At 58.9% G+C, this 15901-nt stretch carries 14 protein-coding genes; 5 read left to right on the plus strand and 9 right to left on the minus strand.

Annotation, left to right across the window (positions count from 1 at the left end; genetic code table 11):
* Positions 1-11: 11 nt before the first annotated feature.
* From RMR13_RS03565 to RMR13_RS03590, 6 genes are all read right to left on the minus strand, one after another.
* Positions 12-206 carry a hypothetical protein gene (locus RMR13_RS03565; RefSeq protein WP_310599265.1) on the minus strand — a complete coding sequence of 65 codons (195 nt, stop codon included), beginning with the start codon at positions 204-206 and terminating at the stop codon, positions 12-14.
* Positions 207-267: 61 nt separating this feature from the next.
* The gene (locus RMR13_RS03570; protein ID WP_310599266.1) at positions 268-1818 is read right to left on the minus strand and encodes an acyl-CoA carboxylase subunit beta; all 1551 of its coding nucleotides are present in this window, start codon (positions 1816-1818) and stop codon (positions 268-270) included.
* Positions 1819-1912: 94 nt separating this feature from the next.
* Positions 1913-2788, minus strand: coding sequence for a succinate--CoA ligase subunit alpha (gene sucD, locus RMR13_RS03575; RefSeq protein WP_310599267.1), 876 nt, complete (start codon positions 2786-2788; stop codon positions 1913-1915).
* 149 nt (positions 2789-2937) lie between these two features.
* Positions 2938-4095 (minus strand): ADP-forming succinate--CoA ligase subunit beta, encoded by a 1158-nt coding sequence (sucC, locus tag RMR13_RS03580; protein ID WP_310599268.1) that lies wholly within the window; start codon positions 4093-4095, stop codon positions 2938-2940.
* Positions 4096-5095: 1000 nt separating this feature from the next.
* On the minus strand, positions 5096-6067 hold the full coding sequence (locus RMR13_RS03585) for a hypothetical protein (RefSeq protein WP_310599269.1): 972 nt from the start codon (positions 6065-6067) through the stop codon (positions 5096-5098).
* A 75-nt stretch (positions 6068-6142) separates the two neighbouring features.
* Positions 6143-7948, minus strand: coding sequence for an extracellular solute-binding protein (locus RMR13_RS03590; protein ID WP_310599270.1), 1806 nt, complete (start codon positions 7946-7948; stop codon positions 6143-6145).
* 264 nt (positions 7949-8212) lie between these two features.
* Between RMR13_RS03590 and RMR13_RS03595 the strand changes: the two genes are divergently transcribed.
* The 5 genes from RMR13_RS03595 (at position 8213) to RMR13_RS03615 (ending at position 12085) form a co-directional block, all read left to right on the plus strand.
* Positions 8213-9499: a 3-isopropylmalate dehydratase large subunit gene (locus RMR13_RS03595; protein WP_310599271.1), complete on the plus strand. Its 1287-nt coding sequence runs from the start codon at positions 8213-8215 to the stop codon at positions 9497-9499.
* Between the two features lie 34 nt (positions 9500-9533).
* On the plus strand, positions 9534-10061 hold the full coding sequence (locus RMR13_RS03600; protein WP_310599272.1) for a 3-isopropylmalate dehydratase small subunit: 528 nt from the start codon (positions 9534-9536) through the stop codon (positions 10059-10061).
* A 39-nt stretch (positions 10062-10100) separates the two neighbouring features.
* Positions 10101-10532, plus strand: coding sequence for a hotdog fold thioesterase (locus tag RMR13_RS03605; protein ID WP_310599273.1), 432 nt, complete (start codon positions 10101-10103; stop codon positions 10530-10532).
* An 83-nt stretch (positions 10533-10615) separates the two neighbouring features.
* Complete coding sequence (locus tag RMR13_RS03610) at positions 10616-11794, plus strand: PLP-dependent aminotransferase family protein (RefSeq protein ID WP_310599274.1); 1179 nt, start codon at positions 10616-10618, stop codon at positions 11792-11794.
* A gap of 15 nt (positions 11795-11809) precedes the next feature.
* A complete protein-coding gene (locus RMR13_RS03615) occupies positions 11810-12085 on the plus strand; it encodes a hypothetical protein (protein ID WP_310599275.1) in 276 nt (91 codons plus the stop codon).
* Between the two features lie 80 nt (positions 12086-12165).
* Here RMR13_RS03615 and RMR13_RS03620 read toward each other — a convergent pair whose 3' ends face one another.
* The 3 genes from RMR13_RS03620 to RMR13_RS03630 all read right to left on the minus strand — a co-directional run bounded on the left by RMR13_RS03620 (position 12166) and on the right by RMR13_RS03630 (position 15857).
* Positions 12166-13107: a DnaJ C-terminal domain-containing protein gene (locus RMR13_RS03620; protein ID WP_310599276.1), complete on the minus strand. Its 942-nt coding sequence runs from the start codon at positions 13105-13107 to the stop codon at positions 12166-12168.
* Positions 13108-13210: 103 nt separating this feature from the next.
* Positions 13211-14548 (minus strand): D-alanyl-D-alanine carboxypeptidase, encoded by a 1338-nt coding sequence (locus tag RMR13_RS03625; protein WP_310599277.1) that lies wholly within the window; start codon positions 14546-14548, stop codon positions 13211-13213.
* Positions 14514-15857: a TrpB-like pyridoxal phosphate-dependent enzyme gene (locus RMR13_RS03630; RefSeq protein WP_310599278.1), complete on the minus strand. Its 1344-nt coding sequence runs from the start codon at positions 15855-15857 to the stop codon at positions 14514-14516. The genes RMR13_RS03625 and RMR13_RS03630 overlap by 35 nt, the downstream gene beginning before the upstream one ends.
* Positions 15858-15901: the final 44 nt, after the last annotated feature.

Raw genomic sequence — 15901 nt, forward strand, 5'->3', positions numbered from 1 at the left:
GAGAAAAGCCATCAGAAGGCTTTCATTTGAATCAGCCTGCGGAAATTCATGATATCCTGACGGCCGGCAATCGCCCATAGGCTAGGCCCTGTTTGCGCAGGCTTGGCGGCGGCCAATTGCGCTTGATAGGCCGCTTCCTCTTCCTGCATCAAATAGGAATTAACGGCTGCAAGGGCAGCAACCACTTTTTTATTCATTGTTGCCATTCTGTCATCCTCTGAGTCTATTGGTGCGGCCCTATCCTGCCGTACCATTGCTTGAGAGAGCTTACAGCGGGATATTGCCGTGTTTTTTCATCGGGATGGTGTCGCGTTTCCCTGAGATCGACTCAAGTGCATTGATGATTCGATACCGGGTTTCCGCCGGTTCGATGACATCGTCAATGTAGCCGCGCTCGGCAGCGCAATAGGGGTTGGAGAAGTTGTCGTTGTACTCTTTTTCCTTCTCCACCAAAAAGGCCTTGGGATCCTCGGCCGACTTGGCTCCCTTGGCATACAGAACCTCAACCGCGCCCTTCGAACCCATAACCGCGATTTCACCGGTCGGCCAGGAATAGTTGATGTCGGTGCGCAGGTGCTTGGACGACATGACGCAGTAAGCACCGCCGTAGGCCTTGCGGGTGATGACTGTTATTTTGGGCACGGTCGACTCGGCATAGGCAAAAAGCATCTTGGCGCCGTTGCGGATGACACCGCCGAATTCCTGGTTGGTACCGGGAAGGAAGCCGGGCACGTCGACGAAGGTGATGATCGGGACGTTGAAGCAGTCGCAGAAACGAACAAAGCGGGCGCCCTTGACCGAGGAATCGATGTCCAGCACGCCTGCGTAGTACGCCGGTTGATTGGCGACGATACCAACGGATTTGCCGCCGTAACGGGCAAAGCCGACCACGATGTTCGGAGCGAAATTTGCCTTTATTTCAAAGAAGATGCCGTTGTCTACGGTCTCGGCGATGACCTTTTTGATGTCATAGGCAGCATTCGGGTTGTCCGGAATGATGTCGTTGAGCAGTTCGGATCGGCGGGTGATCGGGTCGTCGCAGGGAGCATCCGGGGGATTCTCCAGGTTGTTCTGCGGCAGATAGCTCATCAGGTCCTTGATGTACTGGATGGCATCGTCCTCGTTCTCGGCCGCGTAATCGGTAACGCCGGACTTGGTGGTGTGCATGACCGCGCCGCCGAGGGTCTCGGTGGTGACATCTTCGTGGCACACGGTTTTGACAACTTTGGGACCGGTCAGGAACATGTAGGACTGAATCTTGACCTGGATGATGAAGTCGGTCAGGGCGGGAGAGTAGACCGCACCGCCGGCGCAGGGTCCGAAGATACCGGAAATCTGGGGAACGACACCCGAGGCGAGGACGTTACGGGTAAAGATTTCGGTATAACCGGCCAGAGCCTCGATACCTTCTTGGATACGGGCGCCACCCGAGTCATTGAGACCGATGACCGGGATACCGTTCTTCATGCCCAGATCCATGATCTTGCAAATTTTCTCGGCCAAGGTGCCGGAAAGCGAACCTGCCAGAACGGAAAAATCCTGAGCGTAGATATATACCGGCCGGCCTGCGATTTTTCCGCAACCGGTGATAATACCGTCGCCAAGGAATTTGGTCTTTTCCATGCCGAAATTGTAGCAGCGATGGAGCTTGAAGGCATCGTATTCCTCGAAGCTGCCCGGGTCGAGGAGAAGAGCGATGCGCTCGCGGGCAGTGTACTTGCCGGCGGCATGGATCTTGTCGATTTTGTCCTGACCGCCGCCTAGCAAGGCTTTGGCCCTTTTTTGCTTTAACTGCTCTAATTTCTCTTTTGTACTCATGCTGTCTCCTTGCTGCAGAATTCAGTCAAAATTCCGTGCCGATTATGAGTCGAAGCGGTGTCGGATGGAGCACATCCGACACCGCTGAGATCAATCAACCTTTATAGACTTGCTTGCAGAGCTCGCCCAATTTGCCGAGGTTGGCGCAATGATGCACGCCACTTGCCTTCATGGCCTCGATTTTGGCTTCGGCGGTTCCCTTACCTCCGCTCACGATGGCACCGGCATGTCCCATGCGGCGGCCAGGAGGAGCGGTCAGACCGGCGATAAAGCCGACAACCGGTTTCTTGGTATTGGCCTTGATCCACTCGCAGGCGTTTTCCTCGGCGTTGCCGCCGATCTCGCCGATCATGACGATGGCCTTGGTATCCGGATCCTTCTCGAACTGCTCGAGGCAATCGATGAAGTTCGTGCCGTTGATGGGGTCGCCACCGATACCGATGCAGGTGGTCTGGCCGAAACCGGCCTGGGTCAGCTGATGGACGGCTTCATAGGTGAGTGTTCCAGAGCGGGAGACAACACCCCAAGGTCCGCCGGGCTTGTGCATCGGTCCGGGCATGATGCCGATCTTGCACTCGCCGGGAGTGATGATACCGGGGCAGTTCGGGCCGATCAGGCGGGTGGCGCGGGTGGCCAAATAATTTTTGACCCGCATCATATCGAGAACCGGAACACCTTCCGTGATGCAGACCACCACCTCGATGCCGGCATCGGCGGCTTCCATGATCGCATCGGCGGCAAAGGGCGGCGGCACCAGGATCATAGAGGCGTTGCACCCGGTTTTTTCCCGGGCTTCCTTGACACCGTTGAAGATCGGCACATCGTCCATCTTCTGTCCACCCTTGCCGGGGGTCACGCCAGCGACGACATTGGTGCCGTAGGCAATGCAGGAACGAGTATGGAACTGACCTTCCTGGCCAGTAATGCCCTGTACAACTAACCGTGTATTTTTATTAACAAAAACGCTCATTATGAATTCCTCTGTGGGTTATTGTTTTTTGTACCTTATACAAGCTGAATCGTTCGGTTACGGTTATCCACATAGGCGATTGTATCATGGCGATGAAAATGAAATTCTCACCCTCCTTCGTCAGCCTTTCGCCACCGTGAGGCCCGGCTTCAAGCGACGATTTTCGCTACCTTTTCGGCTGCGTCGGCCAGATCCTTGGCGTTGATCAGGTCAAGACCGGATTCGGCAAGAATTCTGCGGCCTTCGTCGACGTTGGTGCCTTCCATGCGCACCACGACAGGGACCTGCAGTTTCAGCTTGGTTGCGGCCTGGACAACACCCTTGGCCAGAATGTCGCAACGGAGGATACCGCCAAATACGTTGATCAGGATGCCCTTGACGGCCGGATCCTTCATGATCAGGCGGAAACCGTTCTCGATGGCCTCGGCATTGGCGCCGCCGCCGACATCGAGGAAGTTGGCGGGAGAGGCGCCTGCCAATTTGACGATATCCATCGTGGCCATGGCCAGACCGGCACCGTTGACGATGTTGCCGACGTTGCCATCAAGGTTGATATAGTTCAGGCCGAACTGGGCGGCTTCCGCCTCGACCGGATCTTCCTCGTCGATATCGCGCATTTCCTTGACATCGGGGTGACGGAACAAGGCGTTGCCGTCGACATCCATCTTGGCGTCCAGGGCGAGGATATTGCCTTCGGCGGTGATGATGAGCGGGTTGATCTCTACCATGGAGCAGTCATAGGCGACAAACAGGTTGTAGAGATTCTTCACCAAGGTCGACATCTGCTTCTGCAGGTCTTTCTCGATCTCAAGGCCGAAGCAAATCTTGCGGGCATGGAACGGCTGGAACCCGGTGACCGGGCTGACGTTGACGGTAACGATCCGCTCGGGAGTCTTGGCTGCGACTTCCTCGATGTCCATACCGCCGTCCTGGCTGCAGACGATGGCGACAGTTGAGGTCTCGCGATCGGGAATGATGGAGAGGTAGAGTTCTTTCTTGATGTTCAGGCCTTCCTCAACCAATACCTTGCGGACCTTTTTTCCCTGGGCGCCGGTTTGTTTGGTGACAAGGGTCATGCCAATGATGGAATCGGAGACCGGCTTGACATCGGCTGCGGTCTTGGCCAGCTTAACGCCACCACCCTTGCCGCGGCCACCCGCATGTACCTGGGCTTTAACGACGACCGGGTAACCGAATTCCTCGGCAATCTTTGCGACCTCGTCCGAAGTGTGGGCGAGTTTCCCTTTGGGAGTAGGTACATTGTACTTTCGGAATAGTTCCTTGGCCTGATACTCATGAATTTTCATAGACGCATCCTTTTGCGGCGAACCTCGCACAGGGGGTGCGAGATCCTCCAGAGAAGTAAAATGTTAATTCAGGTCCCTGTTCACTAACAATTTGCTACGGCATGGTGTTTCCGCCGGTCAACCCCCGATCCGGACCGGTCGTGCACAAAGCAGAGAGAAATTCACACGCCGGTCCTTGGAGGATACTGGCATATGCTCTAGAGCTCCCGGGCGCTTGCCCACGACTATCCGCAACGGTTCTGCCCGCCGTCGCACCTAATTTTTTATAAAAATGATGGCGTTACGCAATGATCCAGCACAACTGGCTACATATTCAGAAGACGCGCGGAGAACCGCCTTTTTCGGAATGAAAACATGGGAAATGCAGCCGCCCCGGCCCCCGGTGTGCGTACACCACCGACGCATTTACTGTCTGGCATTGGGGGCCAGCAAAGGACTGAGCGAACGCTTTCCGATATCGTGTCCGAAAAAGATCCCTCATTCCTGCCGGTTCAAGCCGGCAAGGTTTTCAAGTGACCTTCAAAAGTGACGTAAGCGGAGGGGAAAGATATTTTCCGGTTGGCCTGGCAGGGGCGAGAGTTCGTCGGGCAATTTCGTATCCACGGCTTCAAAACTGCCTCAGATACGCTCTAGAGGCCCTGAAAAAACGCCCTAAAACCATTCCGACAACAACATTCTCTACAGCCACTTCTAAAAAAACCACTCAAAACTCAGGACTTATAACAAGACACTTTGCCCGGAGTCAAGTGATAAATACATTGCATCATCAGCACATGCAGCAGGCCGGAACAGACCTGGCGGCATGCAGTAAAAACCATGGAATGACACAGCATTGAACAATAAGAACCCACCTTCTCGTTTCGGGTGCGGATGAAGCCGGCCAGAGGGCATCAACGGGATAACTGCCGAATGTTGAGAACATTATTGTCGATAGCGGCAACGGCATCAAGACGACCGGAAAAAAGGGACGACGACGCATGCGGACGGCAGAAAGCGGCTCTCAGGCACTTGCTTTTTTCTTCGACTCTTTTTTCCGCTGGGAAATATTGTCGATGGCTATTTCCAGGCGATCGATGACGATCCCTGTATATTTTTGAATATTTTTAAGAATATAGCTTCGAAGTTCATGCAGCTCGCCAGTCAGGGTCTTGCCGAACGGCACATCGATGAACAGGTCGATGCCGTAGCCCGACCGCCCCAACTTGACCTTGACCTTGCGTACCAGGATGTCCCCGTCATACTCGTCGATGCAGTGCAGGATCATCTGGGTCAGGGCCGCCTCGGAGATCGTCACCGTCCCCTCGATTCCGTTGTCGTGATATTCGGGCTGCACCACCGACTTTTCAAAAAAACGGGATGCCCTCACTCCGTCCTTGTCCTTGCCGCCCTTGAAAAAAATCCGGATCGAGTCGGAAAGGATCTGGGCGTAGTCTCTTTTCACCTCGATGGTTGGCACCGGGATGACATGCTTGCCCTCTTCAAACCGCGACTTGATCGCGTTTTCGATATCCTTCTGGCTGGCGATCTCCTCGATCTTGATCATCTGGCTGATCGGCGGCAATTCAAGCGCCTCGGCGACCCTGGTCACCATCCTTTCCGAGGTGCCCAGCAAGAGGATCTTCTTGATTTTCTTTTCCTGGATCATCCGCACCACGCCTTGGCGGTGGTCGTCATCCGTGAAAAGCGCTGTCTTGATGGCGCTGATGTAGTTCTTTTCCTGCTTGGCCGATTTTCCCGCCAGGATCGTGACGTCGTGGATCAAAAGACCGTCGTCGACGATGTACGGGACCCCGAGCTTTTCGGCCAGCAGTTTGGCGCGGAAACTCTTGCCGGTGCCGCTTTTTCCCACCAGGGCGTACACCTGCATTCCCTGCAACCGCCCCTTGATCCGGCTGTAGAATTGATAGATCTCCTTGCCCGTGAGGTAGATCCATTGATAGTCCTTGCTGTTTTTTTCTGCAGTTGTTGCCATGCTCCCTGCTGGTGAAATCGAGAAAACTAAAAACGTTGCGAATGAGTTCGCAATACCCGTGAAAGCGGATCCTTTCTATTCGGTCCACCATGTATCGAGCCACTGATCGGCGCTGTAGAAAAGAGGAGGCTGCGCCGGGTGCTTGAGCTTGGCGGCAAAGGCCAGGCGATGGTTGGCCAGATACCAGTTTGGAACCACATAATAGCCATACCACAGCACCCTGTCCAGAGCCCGGCAGGCGGTGGTCAGCTGTTCCTGGGTTTCGGCGTAGATAATGGCATCGACCAGGGCATCCACCGCGGGCTTCGCAATCCCCGCCAGGTTCCGCGATCCCTTGCGTGCGGCGGCCGAAGTCGTCCAGTAGTCGCGCTGTTCATTGCCCGGTGACTGCGACTGGCCAAAAACGGTCACCACCATGTCGAAGTCGAAATTCTTGATCCGGTCGGCGTACAGCGCCTGGTCGATGGTCCGGTAGCTCACCTCGATGCCCAGCTTGCCGAGATTGATCGCATACGGCGCGATCACCCGCTCAAAACTCGTATCGGCCAGGAGAATCTCGAAACGGAACCGCTCGCCCTTGCCGTTGACCAGCACGCCCTGCTTCACACTCCATCCGGCCTGTTCCAGCAAGGCCTTCGCTTCCTGCAGGTTGCTCCGCAGGCTGCCGGGCGGGTCGGTAGTAGGCGGAGTGAGCGGCTGGGTGAACACCTCGGCCGGCAGTTGATCGCGAAGGGGTGCCAGCAGCTTCAACTCGGACTCGTCGGGCAGTCCTTTGGCCGCATAGTCCGAGTTGGAAAAATACGAGTTGCTGCGATTGTACTGACCGAAAAAGAGCGTCGTGTTGGTCCACTCGAAATCAAAGGCCAGGCCGAGGGCTCGGCGTACCAGCCGGTCGGCGAAGAACGGCTTGCGGGTGTTGAACACAAACCCCTGCATGCCGGCGTCGTTTTCATGGGGAAAGACCTGCTTGACCAGTTCGCCGTTGTCAAAACGGCGGCCAGTCAAATCCCGGTTCCACTGCTTGGAAATGTTGACGAACAACCAATCGAACTCGCCGGCCTTGAAGGCCTCGAGACTGACCACCGGATCCTTGAAATACTTCACCACAATGGTGTCGAAATTGAACATTCCCTTGCGTACCGCCAGGTCCTTTGCCCAGTAATTCGGGTTCTTCTTGTAGGTGATCGACTTGCCCGGCTGGACATCCGCCACCACATACGGCCCGGTGCCCACGGGTATGGCCATGGCCCCCTTGCCGTCGACGGGATTGAAGGGGTGGGTCGAATAGAACCGTTTGCTCAACACCGGCAGCTGGGTCACGATCATGTGCAGTTCCCGGTTGGGTCGGGCGAAACGAAACCGGATGGTCAGAGGGGCGAGGATCTCGGCCCCCTCGATATCGTAGAAATACATCTGATAAGAAGGATGAGCCTGATTGCTCTTCAAGGTGTCGAGGGAAAATTTGACATCCTCGGCGGTGACCGGGGTGCCGTCGGAGAAGCGGGCCTTGGGATTGATGGTCAGGGTGACCGACTTCCTGTCCTTGGCCAGGACGATGTCCTTGGCGATCAGACCGTATTGGGCGAATTGCTCGTCCAGGCTCGGCACGGCCAGGGGTTCGAAGACGTACGACGTCAAGCCGCGGGGCGCCTCTCCCTTGAGGGTGAAGGGATTCATTTTCTCGAAACTGCCGAGATCGTGCAGCACCAAGGTCCCGCCGCTTTTGGCCTGGGGCGAGGTATAGTCGAACCGTTCGAATCCTGGCGGATATTTCAGATGGCCGTCGATGCTCACCCCATGGGCGGCCCAGCAGACGGCAGGCAGGACGACGGACAGGAGACAGCAGAGCGCGGCGTATCGTCGCAGAGAAGTGTGGATCATTCTCATCCTCATGTTCAAGTTCCGAATCGGGAAAAGCGGGGTCGGCCCAGCCCTTGGGCAGCCGCCGGGCAGCGGCAGCAGTATACGCAATCGGGTTCCATCTGTACAGATGTTCCGGCCCTTTTGCGCCGGTCGCGGCGACCAGGAAATAATTGACGAACTTTCTTGCCGGGTGTAATGATCTGGTTTCGCCAAACTTTTCGGAAAGACCGCCGGTTGGCCGCGCGTCTTTCCCTTTCTTGTTTTCCGGATCGGAGTTGCACCATGGGACAGACCATCACAGAAAAAATCTTTGCCGCCCATCTTAGAGACACCCCCACCCCGGGGAACATGGTCCTCGACATCGACGTGATCATGTGCCACGAAATCACCACTCCCATTGCCATCATGGACCTCATGGAAAAAGGCATGGACCGGGTGTGCGATCCCAAGCGGATCAAGGCGGTCATCGATCACGTCACGCCGCCCAAGGACTCCAAGACCGCCACCCAGGCCAAGATCATGCGCGATTGGGCCCGGCGCCACCACATCAAGGACTTTTTCGATATCGGCCGCAACGGCGTCTGCCACGCCCTGTTCCCGGAAAAAGGATTCATCCGCCCGGGCAACACCGTGATCATGGGCGATTCCCATACCTGCACCCACGGGGCCTTCGGCGCCTTTGCCGCCGGAGTCGGCACCACCGACCTGGAGGTGGGCATTCTCAAGGGCGTCTGCGCCTTCCGCGCGCCCAAGTCGCTCAAGGTGGAGGTAATCGGCACCCTGCCCAAGGGCGTGGTGGCCAAGGACATTATTCTCAACGTCATCAAGCAGCTCACCGTGGGCGGTGGCACCGACATGGTGATCGAATTCTGCGGCCCGGTGATCGACGCCATGAACATGGCCTCGCGCATGACCCTGTGCAACATGGCGGTCGAGGCCGGCGCCACCTCCGGTGTCTGTCAGCCCGACCTGGTCACAGCCCGCTACCTCTGGCCGTTCATCAAGGACGAATACCAGAGCCCGGAAGATGCCGCCGCCTCGTTCGCCAAGTGGCGCTCCGACCCCGACGCCAGCTACGAGCGGATGCTGACCGTCGACGTCACCACCCTGGCACCCCAGGTCACCTTTGGCTACAAACCGGACAACGTCAAGGATATCGGCGAGATGGAAGGATCGAGGATCGATCAGGTCTATATCGGTTCCTGCACCAACGGCCGCATCGAGGATCTCCGCGAAGCCGCCGCCGTTGTCCAAGGCAAGGCCATCGCCGACTCGGTTCGGGCCATCCTGGTGCCGGCCACCCCGGCCATCTATTCCCAGGCCCTGGAAGAAGGATTGATCAAGATCTTCATGGACAGCGGCTTCTGCGTGCTGAATCCCACCTGCGGCGCCTGCCTGGGCATGAGCAGCGGCGTTCTGGCCGACGGTGAGGTCTGCGCCTCGACCACCAACCGCAATTTCAACGGCCGCATGGGCAAGGGCGGCATGGTCCACCTGATGAGTCCGGCCAGCGCGGCCGCGGCGGCCATCACCGGCGCCATTACCGACCCCCGCCGTTTTCTGCACTGAAATGAGACTCAGAACCTGAGAGAAGGATTTTCCTATGAAACAGTTTGGCGGCCCCGCAGCCTTTATCGATCGCAACGACATCAATACCGATGAAATCATTCCGGCCAAGTATCTGACCGAAATCACCAAGAAAGCCCTTGCCCCCCACCTCCTTGAGGACCTGTACCTGGAAGGCCGGAAATTCGATCCGCACGCCCCCGAGATGCAAAACGCCAAGGTGCTGGTCACCCGCGCCAATTTCGGCTGCGGTTCTTCTCGCGAGCATGCGGTCTGGGCCCTGGAGGTCAACGACATCAACGTGGTCATCGGCGAGAGCTTTGCCCGGATCTTCCGCCAGAACATGTTCAACTGCGGCATCCTGGCGGTGGAATTGAGCAAGACGGACCTCGACCGCCTCTTTGCCCTCAAGGGCCAGGTGACCGTGGCAGTGGACCTGGAAGGGGAAAAACTGACCGCCGCCGGCGGCGACGCCACGGTGGAATGCTCCTTTACCTTGAACCCCTTTGACAAGCAATTGATCGGCGCCGGCGGCTGGCTTGCCTTTGCCGACGCGAAGTACTGATTTATCGCCTACGTTATTGCCGACGGTGGGCGCCCGGTCGTGCCCACCGTTTCAACCACGCTGAAGATGCATCCGGCCATCACCGCCCGTATCCGCCAAGACCCCTTCGCCAACTGGCTCGGCGCCACGATCGAGACCGTTGAACCCGGCTACGCCCGGGTTTCCCTGACAGTGACCGAAGCAATGCTCAACTTCCACGCCATGACCCACGGCGGCCTGGTGTTCGCCCTGGGCGACATCGCCTTCGCCGCGGCCAGCAATGCCCGCGGCCAGACCGCCCTGGCCCTCAACGTGGCCATCAGCTTTCTCCGGCCCACCGGCACGGGCGACCAATTGGTGGCCGAGGCCAGGGAGGTGCACCAAGGCGGCGCCACCGCCCTGTACGACATCGTGGTCACCGAGCGCACCGGCCAACAACTGATCGCCAAAAGCCAGGCCACGGTCTACCGCAAAAAAGAATCTTTCGGGTGAACGGAGCTTCCGGCTCGCTGTACCCCTCTCCTCCGTTTACCTCTTTTCATTCAAGCAACCGTTCTTCTCCTGCAGGAGGTCCCATGGAAAACGCCTTTTCCGACCGCATTACCGATGTTCCCAAATCCTTTATCCGGGAAATCCTCAAGGTCACCATCGACAACTCGATCATTTCTTTTGCCGGTGGCCTGCCCAACCGCCAGTTCTTTCCGGTCAAGGGATTGCAGCAGGCGGCCAACGATGTCTTCGAGGAGGCAGGCAACGAGATCCTCCAATACGCCAACTCCGAGGGTTATCTCGGCCTGCGCCAGTTCATTGCCGACCGCTATCGCCAGCAGGACGGGCTCGATATCCCGGTGGAGGACATCCTCATCACCACCGGCTCGCAACAAGGGCTCGATCTGCTGGGCAAGACCTTCCTCAACGAAGGCGACGACCTGATCATCGAGGAACCGGGCTATCTCGGCGCCATTCAAGCCTTCTCCCTCTACCGGCCCCGTTTTCACCCGGTGCCGGTGAGCGAAGGCGGCATGGACACCGACGCCCTCGCCCTGGTGCTGCAGGAACGGCAGCCCAAGCTGCTCTACACGGTCACCAACTTCCAGAACCCGAGCGGCATCAGCTACCCCGACGAGAACCGAAAGGCCGTGGCCCAATTGATCCAGGGCCGATCCTGCCTGATCATCCAGGACGATCCCTATGGCGACCTGCGCTTTACCGGCAGCCGCAAGATTTCCTTCAAACGGCTCCTGCCGGAAAACACCGTGTTGCTCGGCTCCTTTTCCAAGATCGTGGCCCCGGCCCTGCGATTGGGCTGGCTGGTGGCGCGGCCGCAAATCATGGAGAAGGTGATCGTCGCCAAACAGGCCGCCGACCTGCACACCGATTACCTGGCCCAGCGCATCCTGCACCGATTTCTGCGCGACAACGATATCGACGCCCACATCGCCACCATTGTCCGCCAGTATGGCAAACAAAAGGAGGCAATGGTCGACGCGATCAAAAAATTTTTCCCGGACGGCGTGCAATCGACCAATCCCGACGGCGGCATGTTCCTGTGGGTCGCCCTGCCCGAAGGCCTGTCGTCGATGCGCCTTTTCGAGGCCGCCATCGCCCAGAAGGTCGCCTTCGTGCCCGGTACCCCTTTCTACGTCGACCGCAAGGATACCAACACCTTGCGCCTTAATTTCTCCTGCTCGGACGAACCGACCATCGCCGAGGGCATCAGGAGACTGGGCGCTTCCATCAAAAACCTTCTCTAACCAAAGGAGTACGCAATGCATTCAGCAAAAACACACCTCCACATTCTGTTAGGCTTGACCCTGTGCCTGTTCATGCTCGGCGGCTGTTCGGGCGACCAAGGCAAAAAGGAAGAAAAAAAGGCGGTGACCGTCCAGGAGCAGATGGGGGCGGATGCTGCCCAAGCTGTGAAAAAGCCACTGGAAGAGGCCCAGAAGGCCGCGGCCGGCGTCGAGGCGGCGCAGCAGAAGGCCCAGGAAACGGGGGCTGCCCCGCAGCCGGTCAAGGAGAAGAAAAAACTGGAAGGATGCTGAAACCGGCTCGGTGCCCCCTCTTTCCCTCCTGCGCGCGTTTTGGCGGCGAGGGAACAAGGGGGCCGACGGGCCTGGCCGTATTACAGTGACACTTCGGTCAAGGCCTTGACCGCCTTCGCCTGTTCGGGCGTCAGGCTCTTGGGAATGCGGACCGCGATCTTGACCAGCAAATCCCCCCGCTGGCCGATCGGTCCCGAAGGCAGCCCATGCCCCTTGATCCGGAGCTTGGACTCTTGCTGTATCCCTGCCGGCACCTTGACATTGAACTTCTTGCCGTCCAGGGTGGTGACCTCCAAGGAGGTGCCCAGGCAGGCGTCGCTGAAGGGAATGCGGTGCTCGACCACCAGGTCGTCGTCCACCCGCTGGAACACCGGATGCGGCTCGACATGCACCTTCAGGTAGAGATCGCCGGCCGGCCCCCCCGAGGAGGAAGGCGCGCCCTTGCCGCTCAACCGCAGTCTCTTGCCATCCTCGATGCCCCTGGGAATCTTCACCGACACACTCTGGGCCGGCCCGCTCTGGCGCAGGCTGATGGTCTTCTCCGCCCCATGAAGCACCTCTTCCAGGGTGACGGTCATTTCGTAGGTCAGGTCGTTGCCCTTCACCGCCTGCGGTCCGCAACCGCCGCCGCATCCCCCCCGCATGCCCGACTGGCCGAAAATATTGTCAAAGGGCGAACCGCCGCCTCGGCGAAAATCGCTGGTGTGAAAGGTGCCGCCGCTGCGGAAGCCGCCACTGAACCCGAACTGCCGCAGAATGTCGTTGAGATCGAAGTTGCGGAAGATGTCTTCCTGGGAATAGCGCTGACGGAATCCATCTGAGCCGAAAGTATCGTATTGCTGACGTTTTTCCTGGTCGGACAGGACGGCGTAGGCCTCGCTGATCTCTTTGAACTTCTCCTCAGCTTTCTTGTCGCCGGGATTCTTGTCCGGATGATATTTGACGGCCAGTTTGCGGTAGGCTTTCTTGATTTCGTCGGCAGTGGCGGTCTTGGCGACCCCGAGAACCTGGTAATACTCCATGGGCGTTGCTGTGTCGGGTAATGGGTTACAATGGAAGATGGGTTTCGGTGGGAGGTACTATAAGCGCAAAGCGGTCATTGTCTATCCACCCGACCGGAAGAATTCATTTTTTATCCGCAGATCTGCTGAGATAATGGCCAGCCTTCCCTCCGGAACCGGCTGGATTCGTTCCTTGCGGGCGCAGGAGCCGGGCAAGGATGTCGGCCCTCCTGTTGGCCGGTTGATTGAGCAGGATGACAAAACTCCGTCCATCGGGCAAGTAGCCCGCCAGATTGTACACCCCGGTGAGCGTTCCGGTCTTGACCGCCACCCCGCGCTCCTGGTTGAGCAGTCCGAGATGGGGACGAAAACGGGTCAGCACCTGCAGCATGGCTCGCACCGTCACTCGATTGTCCCGAGACAGGCCGGCCCCGTCGACCTGGACGATGGCCGCGGCCGCGCCGTTGCCCAGCTGGCTTGCGAGTTCCTGGTGCACCGCCAGCCTGGCCTTTTCCCAGGTGGCCGGATAGCCGAACCGCTTGGCCCCACTGGCGAGAAAGATGAGATTGGCCATGAAATTCGAAGAATAGCGCAGGCAGGCCCCACTGATTTCGGTCAGGGTTTGACCGCTCTCATGGGCATGGACCAGGCGGGCGGTGGCCGGTGTCGGGCGAATGCCGCCAAAGGCGGCCACCGTGATGCCATTTTGCGCAAGCATTGCTTGAAAAAGCTCGCCGGCGTACCGGGCTGTCCGGGCTTGCGCGTCGCCGCATCCACGGGCGCAGACGTTCACCCGCCACGAACCGGGCGGGCGGCCCTGCCCCAATTCGCGCATGATCGGCAGTACCGGGGTTTGCGATTCCCCCGAGGCTATCCGCCCCGATTTGTCGCTGGTCAGGGCGACCGCGTTGAAGTTGACCGACAGCGCGCCCACCGGGGCATCGTAGGGATTGTCGCTGTCTTCGCTGCCGGGAACCTGGCGCTCCAGGACAAAGGCTGTGGTATCGACATACAGGGTCTGCACCCGCCGCAGACCCTGGCGCCGCAGTTGTCCGGCAAGCTCGGCCACTTCCTCGGAAACCAGGGAAGGGTCGCCGAACCCCTTGACGAACAAGTTGTCCCGGTCATCGACAAACAGCTCGGTACGGAAGCGGTAGTCCGGGCCGAGGATGGCCAGGGCGGCCGAGACCGTGGCGATCTTGATCACGCTGGCCGGGACCAGGGCGCGGTCAAGATTGCAGCCATCGGTGATCGCGCCCTGGGCATCGGCCAAGCCGTAGGCCCCGTTCGGGGCCAGGTCGGCAATGGTGCGGCAGGCCGCGATCCCGGTCTGCCGCTCGCCCATAACCAACAGCGGCACCAGCAGGACCAGCCAAAGAAGCAGGCGCGTTGTCCCGCCCCGCCCTGCCCGCCGCACCGCTTTGGCTTCAGCCGATTTTGGGCAGACGAGCCAGCGAGGCATCTATCTGCTCCTGCGGATAGCTGTAATCGCTGAGCTTGCCGTTGAGGTAGTTGTCGTAGGCAGCCATGTCGATCAGGCCATGGCCGGAAAAGTTGAACAGGATAGTCTTGGGCTCTTTCGGATCCTTCATGGCCTCGATAATGGCGCCGCGGATGGCGTGGGTGGTTTCGGGCGCCGGGATGATCCCCTCGGTTTTGGCAAACAGGATACCGGCCTCGAAGCACTCCATCTGATGCACCGCCTTGGGGGTGATGATGCCGTCGCGGGCCAGGGCGGAGATGATCGGCGCCATGCCGTGGTAGCGCAGGCCGCCGGCGTGGATGCCGGGCGGCACGAAATCGTGGCCCAGGGTGTACATGTAGAGCAGCGGGGTCATCATGGCCACGTCGCCGGAATCGTAGGCCAGTCTGCCGCCGGTCATCGAGGGGCAGGAAGCCGGCTCATAGCCGATGAATTCGATCTTCTTGCCGTCGAGATAGTCGGGGACGAAGGGGGCGATCAGGCCGGCGAAGTTGGAGCCGCCGCCGCAGCAGCCGATGATCACATCCGGATACTCGCCGGCGATTTCCATCTGTTTCTTGGCCTCCAGGCCGATGACCGACTGGTGCAGGACCACGTGGTTGAGCACCGAGCCCAGGGCGTAGTTGGTGTCGGCGCGGGCCGAGGCATCTTCCAGGGCCTCGGAGATGGCGATTCCCAAGGCGCCGGGAGTGTCGGGGTACTTGGCCAGGATGGCGCGGCCGGTATTGGTGTCCGGGCTGGGGCTGGCCGCCACCTGGGCACCGAAGGTCTGCATGATGAACTTGCGATACGGCTTTTGATCGTAGGAAACCCGCACCATGTACACCTTGCATTCCATGCCGAACTTGGAGGTGGCCAGCGACAGGGCCGAGCCCCACTGGCCGGCGCCGGTCTCGGTGGTCAGGCGCTTGATGCCCTCGCGTTTGTTGTAGTAGGCCTGGGGCACGGCGGAGTTGGGCTTGTGGCTGCCCACCGGCGAGACGCTTTCATCCTTGAAGAAGATCTTCGCCTTGGTGCCCAGGGCCTCCTCCAGCTTGGTGGCCCGGACCAGGGGGGTGGGACGCCAGATCTTGTAGATTTCCTGAACCTCCTGCGGAATTTCGATAAACCGTTCCTGGCTCATCTCCTGCTCGAGCAGGCCCATGGGGAACACGGCGGCCAGTTTTTCCGGCCCCACCGGTTGCAGGGTTTCCGGATCGAGCGGAGGCTGGAGCCCGCCCGGAATATCGGGCACCACGTTATACCAGCTGGTCGGCATCTCATCTTCGCGCAGAACGATTTTCTTCATGTCTTCTCCTTGGTCATCGGAAAGTCGCAAGCAAACCGGGGAAT

It is taken from the genome of Desulfobulbus sp., from assembly GCF_031547805.1.
In the GTDB taxonomy this organism is placed as follows: domain Bacteria; phylum Desulfobacterota; class Desulfobulbia; order Desulfobulbales; family Desulfobulbaceae; genus Desulfobulbus.

Excerpts from the sequence above, each read along its gene's own strand:
- RMR13_RS03565 (WP_310599265.1), bottom strand. The coding sequence starts at position 206 with ATGGCAACAATGAATAAAAAAGTGGTTGCTGCCCTTGCAGCCGTTAAT.
- RMR13_RS03570 (WP_310599266.1), bottom strand. The coding sequence starts at position 1,818 with ATGAGTACAAAAGAGAAATTAGAGCAGTTAAAGCAAAAAAGGGCCAAA.
- sucD (WP_310599267.1), bottom strand. The coding sequence starts at position 2,788 with ATGAGCGTTTTTGTTAATAAAAATACACGGTTAGTTGTACAGGGCATT.
- sucC (WP_310599268.1), bottom strand. The coding sequence starts at position 4,095 with ATGAAAATTCATGAGTATCAGGCCAAGGAACTATTCCGAAAGTACAAT.
- RMR13_RS03585 (WP_310599269.1), bottom strand. The coding sequence starts at position 6,067 with ATGGCAACAACTGCAGAAAAAAACAGCAAGGACTATCAATGGATCTAC.
- RMR13_RS03590 (WP_310599270.1), bottom strand. The coding sequence starts at position 7,948 with ATGATCCACACTTCTCTGCGACGATACGCCGCGCTCTGCTGTCTCCTG.
- RMR13_RS03595 (WP_310599271.1), top strand. The coding sequence starts at position 8,213 with ATGGGACAGACCATCACAGAAAAAATCTTTGCCGCCCATCTTAGAGAC.
- RMR13_RS03600 (WP_310599272.1), top strand. The coding sequence starts at position 9,534 with ATGAAACAGTTTGGCGGCCCCGCAGCCTTTATCGATCGCAACGACATC.
- RMR13_RS03610 (WP_310599274.1), top strand. The coding sequence starts at position 10,616 with ATGGAAAACGCCTTTTCCGACCGCATTACCGATGTTCCCAAATCCTTT.
- RMR13_RS03615 (WP_310599275.1), top strand. The coding sequence starts at position 11,810 with ATGCATTCAGCAAAAACACACCTCCACATTCTGTTAGGCTTGACCCTG.
- RMR13_RS03620 (WP_310599276.1), bottom strand. The coding sequence starts at position 13,107 with ATGGAGTATTACCAGGTTCTCGGGGTCGCCAAGACCGCCACTGCCGAC.
- RMR13_RS03625 (WP_310599277.1), bottom strand. The coding sequence starts at position 14,548 with ATGCCTCGCTGGCTCGTCTGCCCAAAATCGGCTGAAGCCAAAGCGGTG.
- RMR13_RS03630 (WP_310599278.1), bottom strand. The coding sequence starts at position 15,857 with ATGAAGAAAATCGTTCTGCGCGAAGATGAGATGCCGACCAGCTGGTAT.